Here is a 14902-nt window from a genome sequence, read left to right on the forward strand (position 1 = left end):
CCAAGTCGTTGTATAGCCAGACCCGGGGGAACATGGCAGCACAGGGTGGGCACATAGTGTGCCCGGACAATAAAGTGACCTTCAGTCGTCTCTGCCGCCCCCACCCCGCCCGCGCCGCACCGGCAGCAATGAGGAGGACCCATGAGCTTCACCACCGGCCCCGGAACCTACGGGGCACCGCAGCCCGGCACCGCCGTCCGCTGGCTCAACAAGATCACCATGCGCCGCATCGTCCGCAACGGCGGCGGTAAAATGTTCGGCCTCGACGCCCTGGTCCTCACCACCGTCGGCGCCAGGAGCGGCCGGCCCCGCCAGTCACCGGTCTGCTGGTTCCCCGACACCACTACCGACGGCGAGACCTGGCTGATCGCGGCCTCCGCCAACGGCGCCGCCAAAAACCCCGCCTGGTACGCCAACCTCGCCGCCCACCCCGACGCCGCGCAGATCACCTACAACGGCCGCACCGTCGCGGTCCGCGCCGAACAGATCCACGGCCCAGACCGCGACCGGGCCTGGCAGCGCATCGCCGCCGCCTCCAAGCGCTTCGCCCAGTACGCCACCAAGACCGACCGCGAGATCCCGGTCATCCGCCTCACCCGCCGCTGACCCCATCCGTCCTCGCCACCGCGCAAAGACCTCCCCTGCCACGTCGCCCCCCGGTCAAGGGACCCGGCTACCGAATCAACCACCGCCTCAAAGCCGTGGAACGTGAGGCCCACCTGGCCCCGACAGATGGGGAGGACGAAGGGCACGCGGCTGAGGGGCCGACCCGGTACGCCGACATCAGGTCGCTCAGGCGTCGCGGCCGAGCCCATCGCCGTCCCGGTCGAGGTGCGACGCGCACCCGGGTTCACCGCGGCGGACGGGGGCAGCGCCCGCCGCGCGAGCCGCAGCGCAGTTGGCGAAGTAGACGCTGCTGCTGTCAATGTCGTCGTCGGTAACGCCGTCCTCGCGAGAGTCTTCACCTGCAGCTCGGCGACACCGGACGTGACGGTCACCGTGACTTTCGCCTTCTGCGTCTCGGTGACGGTGGGCGCAGGATCGGGCGGAGCGGTTGCCGGCTGTTGTCCTCACGGTCACGGTGGAATGTGGCGCGCCGGCCGTCCCGGAAGACTCGGGACGGACCATCCTGCTCCACGGGGGGTATCCCCACAGGCGCGGGGTCGACACTTGCTGAGCTGGGGTTTTACTGGGCAGGGAGACTGTTCACATTCAGTTGCTCGTCTCGGTGCAGAAGAGCAACGCACCACGATCTGGACAGCGAGCAGCAGGGGTTTCCTGGGACTGTAAACGGGAGTTCAGGCCGCACTGGGCGTCGTTCCCGGCCGGCGATTTCGTAGACCGTTGCGGAACGCACGCGGGGAAGCCGTCACCGGCTGCTGGAAAGCAGACCTTTCAATCGTCCAACTCGTCGCCGCACCAGGGCGCATGCCCACACACACAACGCCGGCAGGGGGAGACGGGTTCGCACTGAGCCGCCCCTGCAGCCTTCCTCGGTCCGACGTCCCAGCGTCAGCGCGAGGCCTGCCGGGCAGGGATCGGTGGTTCGGGCGGTGATGAGGCGAGTGGGTGGCGTTGGCGGGTGAAGCTGTGTGTCGTGTCTGCGGGAAAGCGTTCCGGGCAGGGACTCGCGGCGTCACAATGAGTGTGGGGGGACGAAGCGGGTGTGGCCTGGTCGTGCCGGACCGGACTGGCCCGGGCTGGGGTCGGATGAGGTGGTCGGGGTGGCGCAGCCGGAGCGTGATGAACGGCTGGCGCGGGCTTTTCTTGAGCTGGCGGACACCATGGGTGGGTGGGTTCCATCTGGTTGATTTCCTGCATGTTCTGACGGATCACATGGTCGGGTTGCTGGATGTGTCCGCGTCCGGGGTGGTCATGGTCGATGCGTTGGGGCGGCTGGTGGACGTCACCGCTTCCGCCGACAGTGTTCACCGGTTGGAGGAGTTGCAGGTCGAGACTGGTGAGGGGCCGTGCCGGGACAGTTGCCTGCAGGCGTGCGTCGTCGGACCGGTGGACCTGACGGCCGGTGCGTCGGCGGGGCGCTGGCCCCGGTTCACCGTGGCGGCGCGTGCCGCCGGGTTCCGGTCGGTGGCCGCGTTGCCGTTGCGGTTGCGGTTGCGGTTGCGGGAGGAAACCATCGGGTCGGTCAATCTCTTCCACACCAGCCGTCAGGGTTTGCAGGCCGCTGATCTGCGTCTGGGTCAGGCGCTGGCCGATGCGGCGACGATCGGTGTCCTGCACCAGCGGCTCAGCCGTGATCAGGCGGAGCGTGTCGGGCAGCTGCAGACGGCGCTCAACAGCCGCATCATCATCGAGCAGGCCAAGGGGATGCTCAGGGCCCGCCTGGCCATCACCACGGATGCCGCGTTCACCCGGATACGCGCTCATGCCCGCGTACACCGGAAACCGTTGAAGCACGTGTGTATGGAAAACATCGAGGGTGTGGTGGGCGCTGACGTGTTCGCCCTGCCGGCCGATCCGCCGGAGCGGGGCTGAACCGTCCCCCGGCTCGCAGGTGCGGGGGCGAGCGGGTTCGGCCCGCGGCAGACAAGGAGCTGAAGATGCCGGCCGCTGCTGATCTCGTCGCGCTTGTGGCCGCCGCCGCGGCGTCGGGGAAAGGGCTGTCGGCGCTGTCGGCAGCCCGGTGTGCCCGGGCATTGGGACTCGATGGCGTGAGTGTCTCCGTGCTCGACAGTTCCGGTCTCGAACTGGTCTGGTTCGAGGCGGCCGACACGACTGGTATCGCCCTGGAGGACCTGCAGTACACCCTCGGTGAGGGACCAAGCCAGCGGGCCGCGCGTAGCGGGGAACCGGTGAGGGTGAACGATCTGCACGCAGTGGCCGGGCATTCGTGGCCCGCTCTGCTGTCCGCAGTCCGGGATCTGTCCTGCCGTTGTGTCGTGGCTCTGCCGCTGGCGGTGGGTGCCATCCGTCTGGGGGTTCTGACCGGCCACCGGGCCGCCCCCGGTCCCCTCTCCCGTCGCCAGATGACCGGGGTTCGTGCTGGCCGAAGCAGTGGGCATCCAGCTTCTGGCCCCTGCCGGTATCCAGGACCTCGGCGCGCACCAGGACCCTGGCGGGCATCAGCAGCTTCCCCTGCACCGCTCGGTCGTCCACCAGGCCACCGGTGTCCTGAGCGTCCACCTCGGGATACCCCTCGATCAGGCCCTGGCCCGCCTGCGCGCTTACGCCTTCACCCGCGAACGCCCCCTGACCGACGTGGCCCAGGACGTCGTCCACGACCACCTCGACCTGAACGACGGCCCACCCTGACCCGCACCACCCCGCGTGCACCGCCGTCCCGCAGCAGCAGCCCCCGCGCTGTCGCTGTCAGGGACGGACCACGAGCCATGCGCTGATCGGTTCAGCCGATTGTTGGATTCTTCCGGCCCGGCAGGACCACCATGAAGGCATGGACCCTCGCTTCCCGCCGCCGAGCCCGGTGGAGGTGATGTCGGAAGGCACGGACCTGTTCGTCGTTCTTCTGCGAGGAGAAGTACGCGGCGCCGCAGACCAGGAGCTGGTCGAACTGGCCCTCGCCTGCGCTGCACGTTCCGGCAAGCAGATCGTCGTCGACCTGTCCGGCGTGGAGTTCATGACCACACCCCTGCTGTACGAACTGCTCAAGCCGAGACACCTCAGGGAGCAGCGGCCCTGGCTGGCCGGCCCGTTCACCGCGCACACCGAACGCGTCTTTGCGACCACCGGAACCACCCGGGCGTTCCGGATCTTTCCCAGCCTCCTGGAAGCCACCACAGCCGCGCGCCCCTGAAACGAGAACGCCGGCGCCGCGACCGCGGGTGCCCGAACGTATGCCGGGCACCCCGCCGCAGGACATACGAATCCTGGAAGCGGGATCGTGTTCGTGGTGCAGCGCGCTGCACACGTCCCCTGTGGGCTGTCGGCTCAGGCGATCGCGGGAGGGGCGCTGGATGACGGGGGCGGGTCCGGCAGGGCTATCCGTGCCGTGACGCGTTTGCCCACCGGTTCCTGCCAGACGGCAACGTACTCACTGACCGCTTCGACGATCTCCAGACCGTGCTGGCCGATCCGGCCGGAATCAGGACTGCGGGCCACCGGTGCGACCGGTTCGCTGTCCCACACGATGACCTCCACCCGTTCCGCGGTGATCCCCAGTTCCATCAGGACCGGGCCCGGCGCGTACTTGAGCGCGTTGGTGACCAGCTCGCTGACGACCAGCTGGGTGAGATCCCTCGCACGGGCCGGCACCACCAGCACCTGCTCGCCGGACACCCGGTCCAGGAAGGCCAGAGCGTGGTGGCGGGCCTGGGCGATACAGCCGTCCCGCCCGTCCAGGGCGTAGCCCGCCTGTATCAGGCCGGGCTCGGGCACCGTACGCCCGGCACTGCCGCCGTCGGAGTCCAACTCACCCTGCCCCTCGCCTCGTCATGTGCTGAACACCCGCGTGTACCCGCCATCAGGCCACCCATACCACCGGAAAGCGGCCATTGGACGCCACCGGTGTGTGGTGACCGATCGGTAGGGCAGAATCGCGGCGCATCCCCCGGCACTCTAAGCCAGTGCAACAGTTGAAGAGACGGTGAGCATCATCCACGAGGCCAGCCCGCACCACCGACTCTCCATCGAGCACCACATCGCCGGCGGCACCCATGTCGTGACCGTCAAAGGCGAGATCGACGCCGACGTCTGTCCCCGCCTCGCCGCCGCCCTGCACACCGAGCCCGGCACGCCGTCACCGCACCTGGTCGTCGACCTGGGCGGCGTCACGTTCATGGACTCCAGCGGCATCAACGTCCTCGCCGGCACCTACCGCACGGTCAGCGCCACCGGCGGACGGCTGCGCATCGCCGCCGCGACCCCCTCCGTCGCCCGCGTCCTGAACCTCGTCGGCCTCGACACCGTCATCCACTGCTACCCCACCCTCGAAGACGCCCTCACCAGCGGCAGCTGACCAGAGCCGGCAGCGACAGACCCCCACCTCACTCGCCCACGGCCCGGCCGGGCGGACGGAGCGAACCTGTGTTCCTCCTCTCGGAGGTTCTCTGGAGGCCGCGGCTTCGGGGAACAGCGGTGCAGCGGTGCAGCGGTTAACCCTGAGCCGGTGAGCATGGAATCTGAACAGGTCGGGGGCAGGTCCATCGGCGACCTGCGGAAACGTGATCGCTGCGAGGCCCCCGCAGAACTCTCACAGATGAACATCTACTCACAGACGAACATCTATGAGAATCGCTCTGCGCGTTCGTGACCCAGTTCAGACGACGACTTTCTCGCTTCAGCGTCTCTGCGAGGATGTGCCGCATGGACGTGCGAAGCAGGAACCGCGTGAGGGTGTCCGGCCAGGCGGACAGGCCGGTGGTGATGCTGGCGCACGGATTCGGATGCGATCAGAACATGTGGCGTCTGGTGGTGCCGGTGCTGGAACGTGATTTCACGGTGGTGGTCTTCGACCACGTGGGCGCGGGTCGTTCGGATCTCTCGGCGTGGAGCGAGGAGCGGTACTCCAGCCTGGACGGATACGTGGAGGACGTGCTGGAGATCTGCCGCGAGCTGGATCTGGGGCCGGTGACGTTCGTAGGACATTCGGTGAGCGCGATGATGGGCGTGCTGGCCGCCGCCCGGCACCCCGAGTACTTCGCGGGCCTGGTCCTGCTCGCTCCCTCACCCTGCTTCATCGACGACCCCGCGGCCGGCTACCGGGGAGGCTTCAGCGCCGAAGACATCGAGGAACTGCTCCAGTCCCTGGACGCGAACTACCTCGGCTGGTCGGGCGCCATGGCCCCCGTCATCATGGGCAACCCCGACCGCCCCGAGCTGGGCGAGGAGCTGACCAGCAGTTTCTGCGCCACCGACCCGAACATTCAGCGGGTCTTCGCCCGCGTGACGTTCCTGTCCGACAACCGCGCCGACCTGGCCGGGGTGGGGGTGCCCACGCTGGTCGCCCAGTGCTCCAGCGACGCCATCGCCCCGCCCGGGGTCGGTGCCTTCGTACAGTCCCAGATAAAGGACAGCCGGCTCGTCACCCTCAACGCCACCGGACACTGCCCCCAGCTCAGCGCTCCTGAGGAAACCGCTGAGGCGATCACCGCGTTCGCAGCGGCGTTGCGGTGATGTGCAAGACCGAGGGCGGCCAAGACCGCGACCCGAATGAGCGCGCGAACAATGAACAGACGTTCTCCGCACTGCTGGAGGACAGCGCCGAGGACCTGTACGAGAACGCCCCGTGCGGGTACCTGTCCACACTCCTGGACGGGCAGATCGCCAAGGTCAACACCACCCTCCTTCACTGGCTCGGCTACGAGCGCGACGACCTGGTGAGCCGCAGGAAGTTCTCCGACCTGCTCACCGTCGGCGGACGCCTTTACCACGAGACGCACTTCGCACCGCTGCTCCACATGCAGGGCGAGATCAGCGGCATCGCGCTGGAGATGAAGGCGGCCGACGGCAGCCGCCTGCCGGTCCTGGTGACCTCGACGGTCAAGACCGGCAGCAGCGGGCAGCCGCTGCTGATCCGCACCAGCGTCTTCGACGCCCGCGACCGCCGCGCCTACGAACAAGAACTTCTGCGCGCCCGCCAGGAATCCGAGCGCGAACGCGAACGCCTCCAGCGGATCAACACCGCGTTCCAGCGGACGCTCCTGCCGCCGGCGCTGGCCAACGTGCCGGGTCTGGACGTGGCCGCGCACTACCACATCGCCTCGGCCGACGAGGTCGGCGGCGACTTCTACGACCTCTTCCCCCTCGGCGGCGGCACCTGGGGCATGTTCATGGGCGACGTGTGCGGCAAGGGCGCCGCCGCAGCCGCGGTCACCTCCCTGGCCCGCTACACCCTCCGAGCCGCCGCGGTCTACGACCCCACCCCGGCCGCCGTCCTGAGCAACCTCAACACCGTGCTGAACCACGAGTACAACGGCACCGACCCCCGGTTCTGCACCGTCCTGTTCGGACTGCTCACCCCCGACAGCGACCAGGGCGGCTTCGCCATCACCCTGGCCAGCGGCGGGCACCCGCCCGCACTGCTGATACGCGCCGACGGCACCGCCGACTACCTGCCCACCCCCGGTGGCCAGCTCATCGGCGCCCTGCCCGACGCCCGCATCATCACCACCACCTTCCGTCTCGATGCGGGTGACACCCTGCTCCTGCACACCGACGGCCTCACCGAAGCCCACACCGCCATCCGGGGGGACCGCTACGGCGACGACGCCCTCCTCGACTTCGGCCGCACCCTGGCCCCCACCACAGCGCGGCTCACGATCAGCGCCATCCGCGAACTCCTCGACACCCTCGGCACCGGGGTGGACGACGACACCGCCGTCCTGGCCATCAGCGTGCCCCGCCCCGACCGTGAAGAGCAGCAGTGAGCCGGCTGAGCGTCGATACCCGCACCACCTCCTCGGGCCCCGTCATCGAGCTGGCCGGCGAACTCGACCATGACAGCGCGCCCGAGATCCGCGACGTCCTCTCCGGCCTGCTCATCGAGCCGGGCCAGCAACTCGTCGTCGACCTCGCCGGCCTCACCCTCTGCGACTCCACCGGCATCACGATCCTGATCGCCGCCCGCAATGTCGCCCTCGCCGCCCACTCGACCATCGTCCTGGCCGCCGTCCCCGACAGGGTCAGCAGGATTTTCACCATCGTCGGCCTCGACCAGGTCTTCCCCACCCATCTCACTGCCCAGGCAGCCGAGGCCGCCTGGACGCCCCCGAACGGCTGACCGGCATCCCGGCAGCCGTACCCGGCCCAGTACTGCCCGCCCTCGTCGTCATCGAGTCCCGGCGCATCCGGGGCGCGCAGGGGCCGCAGGGCACCAGCGACCGGGACGCCGGCCGTGGAGCTGTGGCGGCCGAGCACATTGAGATTGCGGACTTTGGTGAAACGGCCGGTGATCTGGCCGCGGCGGGTGAGGCGGCAGGTGCGCACGGTGCAAAGGAGCGCGATCCCGGCACCGAGAGCCGCGGCGAAAGCCACCACGGCGGTCCGCAGGCCGGTGACGAGGGCGGCGGACCCCTTGGCCAGTTCCTTCTCGTCGACGTACGCGCCGTCAATCTCGTAGGGCCCCCTCACCAGGAGCCAGGGCAGTCCGACCAGTGACAAGACCGCACCTGATGCGAGGACAGCCCACAGGCCCCGACACCGGAAGCGTTCCACCTGTCGAAGGTGGCTCCGGCGCCGATCCAGCTCGGTCACGGGTGTCCGCCGTGCAAGGTGGTGCGTACGACACCGGCGCAGGTCTTGCATGATGCGCGGTGTTCTCATCCCCCGTACATGCCGGGACGGCACCGTTCCGCCGCGGTCACCCGCAACCGACGCCCAGCCTCAGGCGCCGCACCCACCGCAAGTGCTGGCTCCGGCACACCGTGTCGCAGTACCGCCGACGTGACCCGCGTCCCTGGGCAGCAGCGCCCGGCACCGCACACCGCCGCACACGCTCCCTTCGCCCCCTGCCAGGATCCCGTCCCGGGCCGGTACGCCGGTAGAGCGCGCACACCGTACTCCCCCGGCGGCAGATGACATCAGCGGCCCGACCGGGAGCGCTGTTGGACGCGGTGAGACGTGTTTCGGTAGTCCTGCGAAATACGTGAACGAGCGCCTGGCCTGGTTGGGCACCGGGAGCCTACTGCCGTCCGTCCTGGCAGCGGTCACCTCAGGCAGCAGCTCCGGTGCGCAGACTGCGCACCGGAGCTGCTGCCGCGCGGGCCCCTCCCACCCTGCCTGGCCCGCGTCCTCGCGTGCACGACGCCGCCGCCAGAGGACGGGCCTGTCGGTCAGGGGCGGACCGCACCCATCTCCGCCATGAAAACGGCCGGATCACTGTCGGATCCCCGGATCATCTCGTGCATGGTCCAGTGACCGGAGTCGTCACGAGTGAACTGCGCAAGGGTCGTCGCGGCCGCATGCGCCACACCGGAGAAGTCGTCCGTGAGCAGTTCCTGATAACCCTTGACGATCACGATCCCGGCGTTCGACATCTCTGCGAACGTCCTCGCGTCCGGCTCCTGGTGGATGACCACGCCCACGACCACCCTGGAGTAGGCACTGGACAGGCGGTCGAACTCCAACGACATCTCTTCGACGAACCCGAATCCCTGACCGGTCTGGCTGTGACGGCTCATGTTGATCGTGCCGTCCGGTGAACGACTGTCGTAGTGCACCAGATACACCGGCTCACCGAACGGATCGTCCGCCGCGTACGTCGCCGCCACAATGTCGAGATGCCGCGGAGACTCACCCAGAGGACTCGGATCCCACTTGAGCCGAACCTCCACCTTGTCCAACCCGCCCACGACAGCACCCACCCGACACCCCTCACCCGAACGAGATCCACACAGACACGTCAACCGCCCAAAGCATGTCCTGCAACCTGCCTTTTGATGCCCGAGCCCACCCCGAAGATCCACTGCCCCGCCAACACACGGTACAACCGCTCACCCGGACGACCTCCAGCATCTCCGGTACCGCCTTCAGGCGGGCACGGCGGTCACTGGACCCCAAACAGCGCATCTCTGCCCCGTACTCCGACGATCCCGGCACCAAACGCCCGGCAGCCAGAGGTGAGCCGGGCACGGACCGTATACCGGACGATCGTCTCCTGCTGTTTTCCCTGCAAAAGGACTGCCCGTACCGGCACGCGTTCGCACGCGAACGCGGAACCAAGCGGTCGCCGGCACCGCTCACGCGAAGGCTCGGTAGAGACGCCATCACGAGCGTCGCCCGAGCGTCAAGAATCCCCGAAGAGACATCTGAAGCGTCGCCCCGATGCAGCGCATTCATCGAACTCGCAGGTCAGACAGCTCTCAAGGAGAGACCCGCCCGATTGAACCGCTACACGGAGGGAAACAGGTCGAACAACCCACCAGATCCACAAAACCGCAGGTCAGGCACCTCTCGGGACAGGCTCCAGGATCGCTACACACTCCACGTGCGCCGTCATCGGAAAGGTGTTGGCTTGAGCGGATCACGGAAAAGTCCAGGTCACAGCTAGTTTCTCAGCTCGCCGTCCTGCGTGTGAGTGCCTGGAGCGTCAAACGAGCGTCACGGTCGACAAGTAGCGATGGTCCTCTCCTGCCGGCCGGGCAGGTACGGGTGGGGGCGGCGATGGATCTGTGCAGTGCCGTGCTCGCCGCCGTTCTGCCTTGTTCGCAGGCTGGTCGGAGTCGGTGCGTTCGCCGACGCGGCCATCGGCGAGTGTGTGGCATGCGGATGGTGATCGTCTTCAGCAGCCCGCACATCGCAACGACATCGTCGCCTTCTTCGGTGTCGGCTGTTCGGCATGGCGGCTCCAGGAAGCGCGGCTACGTTCCTGACGCTGAGAGACCATCTCACTTGGCGAGTCTGCGTTAGCAGAAGAGGGTGCAGGCGATGCTGGTGAAGGCCAGGAAGTGGTCGCCGCCGGCGGAGCAGGTGGGCTCGACAGCGGCGCGCCCGGGTTCCGGCCGCGCCGCTGTCGAGCTGTGGTCAGCCCTCGGGGGCCCCGGCTCAGTGGAGCTTGTTGACGGCGGTCTTCGTCGTGGTGCGGAAGGCGGTCAGCGGGGCGTCCTCGAGGTCGCCCATCTGGCCCCAGCGGACGAGGGTGACGGTGCGGCCGTCGCGGCCGACGGAGAACAGGTGGATGTCGGAGATGCCGATCTGCGCGTCGGCGGTGTCCAGGCTGTAGACCCAGGCGCCCTCCTCGACGGCGAGCTTGCCGTGGGAGGCGCTGACGGCCTGCAGGCCCGGGTTCTGCTGCTCCAGCAGGGGGCCGCAGCCGGCGAGGGCCCCGCGGAGGGTGTCGACCAGCTTCACGGCGTCGGCCTCGGTACGGGCGACGGTGGTGACCTGGACGCCGTTGGTGTCGAGCTCGGTGCTGAACTCGCGGTAGCGGGTGTTCTGCGCCGGGATCTTGTACGGAGCGCAGAGGACGCCGCCGTTTTCCGGGACGCCGGTGAAGACCTGGGTGGCGGTCCACGGCGTCGACGACGGCGGCATCTGGGAGGCGGCGAGGAAGGCGGGCTGGGCAGCGGCCTGCGCCGGGGCTGCGGCGAGGGCCGCGAGGCCCAGTGCGGCAGCGGCTGCGGTGGCGAGCGCGGTGCGGAGCTTGTTCATGGTGGTGGATCCCCCGTCGGGTCATTCGTTCGGTCAGTGCTCAACCAGCGTGGGGCCGGCGCCCGCCGGCTGCAACGATCACGCTCCCACCAGCCGTCCCGGAACCATTCCACCCCCGCTGACGTGCAAGGACGTGAGGGTGGGACGCAGGGTCGAGGGGGATGGAATGCCGAAGGACGCCGCCGTCGAGGAGTTCGCGGGGCTCGTGCGCGCGCTCAAGGCGCGGGACGGGAGGAGTTACGAGGCGCTGGGCCGGCGGCTGAGCGTCAGCGCGTCCACCCTCCACCGCTACTGCTCGGGCGCGACCGTCCCACAGGAGTTCGCCGTGGTCGACCGCCTCGCCCTGCTGTGCGGGGCGGACGAGGAGGAACGGCGGGCCCTGGAGGCGGCCTGGACGGAGGCGGACCGCGCCCGCCGCCGAGCGGCCTCGCCCGCGCCCACGCCTGTGCCAGCCGTGTCGGCCGCGCCGGAATCGAACCCGGAACCGTCCGCGCCGGAGGCGGACCGCGCCCGCCCCCGTCGTGGCGCCCCCGCTCCCCTCCTCGTCGCCGCCGCCGTCGGCCTCGTCGTGCTCGCCCTCGCCGCCGCCCTGCTCGGCCACCCAACCCGTACGGCTTCCGCCCCCGGTCCCGCTTCCACCGCTCCGGGACGGACCGCGGCCCCCCTCCCCTTCACCTGGAGCATCGGTTCCCAGCTCTGGGAGGGCGGCTGCGGGCACACCTACCTCGTGGACCGGGCCCCCCGCGCGGTCGCCCCGCCGCCGGTCGCGGCCGACTCCGGGGCGTGGGCCGGGACGCACGGTGCCGTGCACGGCGGGGAGGCGCTGGTGCGGGTCACGGTCCAGGGCCGGTCGCCGTCCGACGCCGTCGTCCTCCATGCCCTGCACGTGCGCGTGGTCGACCGTGCCGCGCCGCTGCCGTGGAACGCGTACCGGATGGACAACGGCTGTGGCGGCGCCGTCACCCCGCGCCACTTCGCCGTGGACCTCGACCGACCGCGCCCACTCGCGAGGCCCGTCGACGGCCTTGACGCCTCCGGCGCAAAGGTCCGGAAGATCCCGGCCGTCTCCTTCCCGTACAAGGTCACCTCCTCCGACCCCGAGGAGCTGCTGGTCTCCGCGCGGACGGCGGGCTGCGACTGCCGCTGGTACCTGGAGCTGGAGTGGAGCGCCGGGGGCCGTACGGGGACGGTGCGGATCATGGACGGCGGGAAGCCGTTCCGCACGAGCGGGACCAGGGGGAGGCCGGCGTACGTGCACGACTCCGCCGAAGGGCGCTGGATCACAGACTCGGATTCTGGACAGACCGGGTGACCGATGAGCAACTTCGAACGGGAAGGCCGTTGCCAAGGGCACCGACCTGGAGAACTACGCAAGCACCGACGCACTGTCGAAGTTCCGTTCGGATCTGGCCCACATGAAGGAACAGCGCACGTGATCCGGGGCGAGCTCGGACACGACGCGAAGGTGAGCTCGCTCGACGCGGTCGCCAAGCTGCCGACCGCAACGATCGAGGACTGCGTCGACCTGTCGAAGTGGCAGACCATCGACACCCGCACCAACAAGGTCCTTCCCCTCCCGGCGAACCAGCCGCGCCTCTACGTCGCGCCGGTGACGGCGGAGAAGTGGCCGAACGGCTGGATGGTGACCGACTACGTACCGGACGGGGCACGCACGTGCTGAGGCGCGCGGCGGCCGCCGCGGTGCTCCTGGCGAGCGTCCTGGCGCCGGGGCTCGCGTACGCGGACGACGGCAACCGCACTCGGCACCACCCCCGGCTGCCGGGGCTCGCTGCTTTCGGTGACGGTGTGCGCCTCGGACACCACCGCCGCTGGCGGCCCCCCGGGCACCGATGCTAATAAAGCGGCTCGTCGGCTGTGCCGCGGGCCCAGCCACGTGGGCGGGGGCACGCCGAAGACCTCCTTGTGCTTCCCTTTGAGTCATCGTGCGGATCCATGGTGTCGGACGGACCGCATCTCGGCTCAGGCGCCCAAGCGCCCTTTCGCACGCATTGAAACGAAGGCACCCCAGCCGCCGCCGGAAACACGAGCACCGGCCCTTGGGGAACTCAACTGCCCCGCATGAGCTTGCCGCGCCCCGGCGTCGGAGAAGGAAACGGGAAACAGCTTCGATCGCCTTGTCCGTCCGGGAGTTGGTGCCGCACTCTTTCGTGCAGCACCGCCTCGACCCGGATGACCGGGTTCGGGAGGTTCCCGCGCTACATCCGTCCACCCCGTTCGGCGAGGAACTGAGGAAGCGGCGTCTGGAAGCCGGACTGAGCCTTACGGACCTGTCCGGTCTCGTGCACTACGGCAAGGCGCAGCTCAGCAAGGTCGAGCGGGGCATCAAGGCGCCCGGCCGTGATCTCGCGCGGCTGTGCGACGCCGCACTCGGTGCCGACGGGGCACTGATCGCCCTGAGCACCCCTGCCGCCCTCGACTCACCTGCCATGTCGGCGCCGGGCCGGGTCGAGGAGGAGAACTGGATGATGCAGTTGTCATCGGACGGCCCGAACTCGTTCGGGCCCGTGGGCCGGCGTGAGGTGATGAATGCCGGTGTCGCCTCGCTGATGACCTGGAGGTTGGACGGATCAGGTCCGGCTTCCCCAACCGCCGGCGCGGGCATGCTGGAAGCCTCACGCTCCCTGTTCACGCACTACCGCAGACTCGGTCAGACCGTGGATCCCGGCCTGCTCCTGCCCGTGCTGATCGCGCAGACACACACGCTGCGGGAGTTGTCGGCGCAGAGCGACAGCTCCACCAGGCGTCGCCTGCTGGCGCTCGGTTCCCGGTACGCCAAGTACGTGGGCTGGCTGGTGCAGGAGACCGGAGACGATCGTGCGGCGCTGTGGTGGACACAGCGCGCGGTCGACCTGGCCGCCGCCGGCGGTGATCAGGCACTTGCCGGTTATGCGCTGGTCCGTAGGGCGTTGGTCACGCTGTACCGGGTTCGAAATGCCGAACAGTGGAGCAATCTGGCGCATCGTCAAGTTCGTTCGCCAGTAGACCGTGACAAGCAGGATGCGATCCTCGAGCGGGAGCCCCCAGGGCCGCCCACGCTGGAGCTCGGTAGCGGTTTCGCGCCGCACGGCGGTCACCAGCTTGCCGAAGCAGCGCGGGCTCAGCCCGGTGAAAAGGCCTGTCCAGGACGGGCCCGACGCCGTGATCACTGCAGTCACACCAGGATCGTTCCACCTGGAGCCGACCGGGATGGACACGGGTCAAGTACGGAGCCCCAGGTGCCGGTCCAGCTGACTGCGCAGACGCGCAGAAGCCCCACGCAAAGTCCCGAGTTGTCGCACTTCTGCCGCCGCCACTTCCGTCCGTCCCGCCAGCACAAGTACGGCGGCATAGGGTCGTTCGCCTTCGGTGAGCTTCGCCGCCACGGCGTCACGGACGGCTCGCAGCACGGTGTGGTCCGCGCTCGGATGTTCCGCCAGCAGGCAAAGGAGCCTGTTGTCGTTCCAGGCGCTGTCTTGGGCCGTGCTCAGTTCCAGCAGAGTGCCAGGCGCCGTGGAGGGATTGGCGGCCAGCGCCTGCCAGACGAAGGGGTACGGACACCGCGCGAGTCGATGCAGAACGACGCTGTCGCTCTCGGCATGCGCCAGTTCGAGGTAGTCGGCAGGGGTGTGCACGGACATGGCCCCTCAGGATCGTCGGGCCGATCATCCTGCCATCAGGACTCGGTCACCCGTGTGCGGGGCTCTTATCCCAACCGGCTCGAAGATCACTTACGGGACAGCCCTTAACCTCGCGCTTTCACGAGGTGGGACGTCCGAGGCTTGATCAAATAAGCGGAGAGTGCTCCTGACCTGCAACGATGGGACTTGTCTAGGGTCCT

Annotated in this window: 15 protein-coding genes and 3 pseudogenes; 13 read left to right on the forward strand and 5 right to left on the reverse strand. The window is 69.0% G+C overall.

The annotated features are described in order from the left end of the window. Positions 1-141: 141 nt before the first annotated feature. Entirely contained in the window at positions 142-606 is a 465-nt protein-coding gene (locus ACZ60E_RS16800; protein ID WP_469441158.1) for a nitroreductase/quinone reductase family protein, read from the forward strand. Between the two features lie 186 nt (positions 607-792). Here the strand turns inward: ACZ60E_RS16800 and ACZ60E_RS16805 are convergent, their stop codons facing one another. After that, positions 793-1128, reverse strand: a complete 336-nt coding sequence (locus ACZ60E_RS16805) for an excalibur calcium-binding domain-containing protein (RefSeq protein WP_469441160.1) — start codon at positions 1126-1128, stop codon at positions 793-795. A 615-nt stretch (positions 1129-1743) separates the two neighbouring features. Between ACZ60E_RS16805 and ACZ60E_RS16810 the strand changes: the two genes are divergently transcribed. From ACZ60E_RS16810 to ACZ60E_RS16825, 4 genes and pseudogenes are all read left to right on the forward strand, one after another. Continuing rightward, the gene (locus tag ACZ60E_RS16810) at positions 1744-2496 is read left to right on the forward strand and encodes a GAF and ANTAR domain-containing protein (RefSeq protein ID WP_469441161.1); all 753 of its coding nucleotides are present in this window, start codon (positions 1744-1746) and stop codon (positions 2494-2496) included. 65 nt (positions 2497-2561) lie between these two features. After that, positions 2562-2975, forward strand: a pseudogene (locus tag ACZ60E_RS16815) (GAF domain-containing protein); the annotation flags it as partial. 25 nt (positions 2976-3000) lie between these two features. Then, positions 3001-3273, forward strand: coding sequence for an ANTAR domain-containing protein (locus tag ACZ60E_RS16820; protein WP_469441163.1), 273 nt, complete (start codon positions 3001-3003; stop codon positions 3271-3273). Positions 3274-3412: 139 nt separating this feature from the next. Then, complete coding sequence (locus tag ACZ60E_RS16825; protein ID WP_469441166.1) at positions 3413-3772, forward strand: STAS domain-containing protein; 360 nt, start codon at positions 3413-3415, stop codon at positions 3770-3772. A 134-nt stretch (positions 3773-3906) separates the two neighbouring features. On the opposite strand, the gene ACZ60E_RS16830 is transcribed toward ACZ60E_RS16825, so the two are convergent. Further along, the gene (locus ACZ60E_RS16830) at positions 3907-4386 is read right to left on the reverse strand and encodes an ATP-binding protein (protein ID WP_469441168.1); all 480 of its coding nucleotides are present in this window, start codon (positions 4384-4386) and stop codon (positions 3907-3909) included. 175 nt (positions 4387-4561) lie between these two features. Here ACZ60E_RS16830 and ACZ60E_RS16835 point away from each other — a divergent pair, with 175 nt between their 5' ends. The 5 genes from ACZ60E_RS16835 to ACZ60E_RS16855 all read left to right on the forward strand — a co-directional run bounded on the left by ACZ60E_RS16835 (position 4562) and on the right by ACZ60E_RS16855 (position 8073). Continuing rightward, entirely contained in the window at positions 4562-4933 is a 372-nt protein-coding gene (locus ACZ60E_RS16835) for an STAS domain-containing protein (RefSeq protein WP_469441169.1), read from the forward strand. 347 nt (positions 4934-5280) lie between these two features. Then, complete coding sequence (locus ACZ60E_RS16840; RefSeq protein ID WP_469441171.1) at positions 5281-6090, forward strand: alpha/beta fold hydrolase; 810 nt, start codon at positions 5281-5283, stop codon at positions 6088-6090. After that, positions 6090-7343 carry a SpoIIE family protein phosphatase gene (locus tag ACZ60E_RS16845; RefSeq protein ID WP_469441174.1) on the forward strand — a complete coding sequence of 418 codons (1254 nt, stop codon included), beginning with the start codon at positions 6090-6092 and terminating at the stop codon, positions 7341-7343. The genes ACZ60E_RS16840 and ACZ60E_RS16845 overlap by 1 nt, the downstream gene beginning before the upstream one ends. Further along, entirely contained in the window at positions 7340-7696 is a 357-nt protein-coding gene (locus ACZ60E_RS16850) for an STAS domain-containing protein (protein ID WP_469441175.1), read from the forward strand. The genes ACZ60E_RS16845 and ACZ60E_RS16850 overlap by 4 nt, the downstream gene beginning before the upstream one ends. Positions 7697-7818: 122 nt before the next feature. After that, positions 7819-8073 (forward strand): hypothetical protein, encoded by a 255-nt coding sequence (locus tag ACZ60E_RS16855; RefSeq protein ID WP_469441177.1) that lies wholly within the window; start codon positions 7819-7821, stop codon positions 8071-8073. Between the two features lie 674 nt (positions 8074-8747). Here ACZ60E_RS16855 and ACZ60E_RS16860 read toward each other — a convergent pair. Both ACZ60E_RS16860 and ACZ60E_RS16865 read right to left on the reverse strand, forming a co-directional pair. Next, positions 8748-9278 carry a TerD family protein gene (locus ACZ60E_RS16860; protein ID WP_469441179.1) on the reverse strand — a complete coding sequence of 177 codons (531 nt, stop codon included), beginning with the start codon at positions 9276-9278 and terminating at the stop codon, positions 8748-8750. A 1180-nt stretch (positions 9279-10458) separates the two neighbouring features. Beyond that, positions 10459-11064, reverse strand: coding sequence for a hypothetical protein (locus ACZ60E_RS16865; protein ID WP_469441181.1), 606 nt, complete (start codon positions 11062-11064; stop codon positions 10459-10461). Positions 11065-11230: 166 nt separating this feature from the next. Between ACZ60E_RS16865 and ACZ60E_RS16870 the strand changes: the two genes are divergently transcribed. The 3 genes and pseudogenes from ACZ60E_RS16870 to ACZ60E_RS16880 form a co-directional block, all read left to right on the forward strand. Then, positions 11231-12376 (forward strand): helix-turn-helix domain-containing protein, encoded by a 1146-nt coding sequence (locus tag ACZ60E_RS16870; protein WP_469441182.1) that lies wholly within the window; start codon positions 11231-11233, stop codon positions 12374-12376. A gap of 120 nt (positions 12377-12496) precedes the next feature. Next, positions 12497-12745, forward strand: a complete 249-nt coding sequence (locus tag ACZ60E_RS16875; RefSeq protein ID WP_469441184.1) for a hypothetical protein — start codon at positions 12497-12499, stop codon at positions 12743-12745. A gap of 487 nt (positions 12746-13232) precedes the next feature. Further along, positions 13233-13418, forward strand: a pseudogene (locus ACZ60E_RS16880) (helix-turn-helix domain-containing protein); the annotation flags it as partial. Between the two features lie 594 nt (positions 13419-14012). Here ACZ60E_RS16880 and ACZ60E_RS16885 read toward each other — a convergent pair. After that, positions 14013-14240 (reverse strand): annotated as a pseudogene (locus tag ACZ60E_RS16885) (helix-turn-helix domain-containing protein); the annotation flags it as partial. Positions 14241-14902: the final 662 nt, after the last annotated feature.

The organism is Streptomyces sp. NPDC102514 (assembly GCF_055584525.1).

Coding starts and splice junctions, on each gene's coding strand:
- ACZ60E_RS16800 (WP_469441158.1), top strand. CDS start 142: ATGAGCTTCACCACCGGCCCCGGAACCTACGGGGCACCGCAGCCCGGC.
- ACZ60E_RS16805 (WP_469441160.1), bottom strand. CDS start 1,128: ATGGTCCGTCCCGAGTCTTCCGGGACGGCCGGCGCGCCACATTCCACC.
- ACZ60E_RS16810 (WP_469441161.1), top strand. CDS start 1,744: ATGAACGGCTGGCGCGGGCTTTTCTTGAGCTGGCGGACACCATGGGTG.
- ACZ60E_RS16825 (WP_469441166.1), top strand. CDS start 3,413: ATGGACCCTCGCTTCCCGCCGCCGAGCCCGGTGGAGGTGATGTCGGAA.
- ACZ60E_RS16840 (WP_469441171.1), top strand. CDS start 5,281: ATGGACGTGCGAAGCAGGAACCGCGTGAGGGTGTCCGGCCAGGCGGAC.
- ACZ60E_RS16845 (WP_469441174.1), top strand. CDS start 6,090: ATGTGCAAGACCGAGGGCGGCCAAGACCGCGACCCGAATGAGCGCGCG.
- ACZ60E_RS16865 (WP_469441181.1), bottom strand. CDS start 11,064: ATGAACAAGCTCCGCACCGCGCTCGCCACCGCAGCCGCTGCCGCACTG.
- ACZ60E_RS16870 (WP_469441182.1), top strand. CDS start 11,231: ATGCCGAAGGACGCCGCCGTCGAGGAGTTCGCGGGGCTCGTGCGCGCG.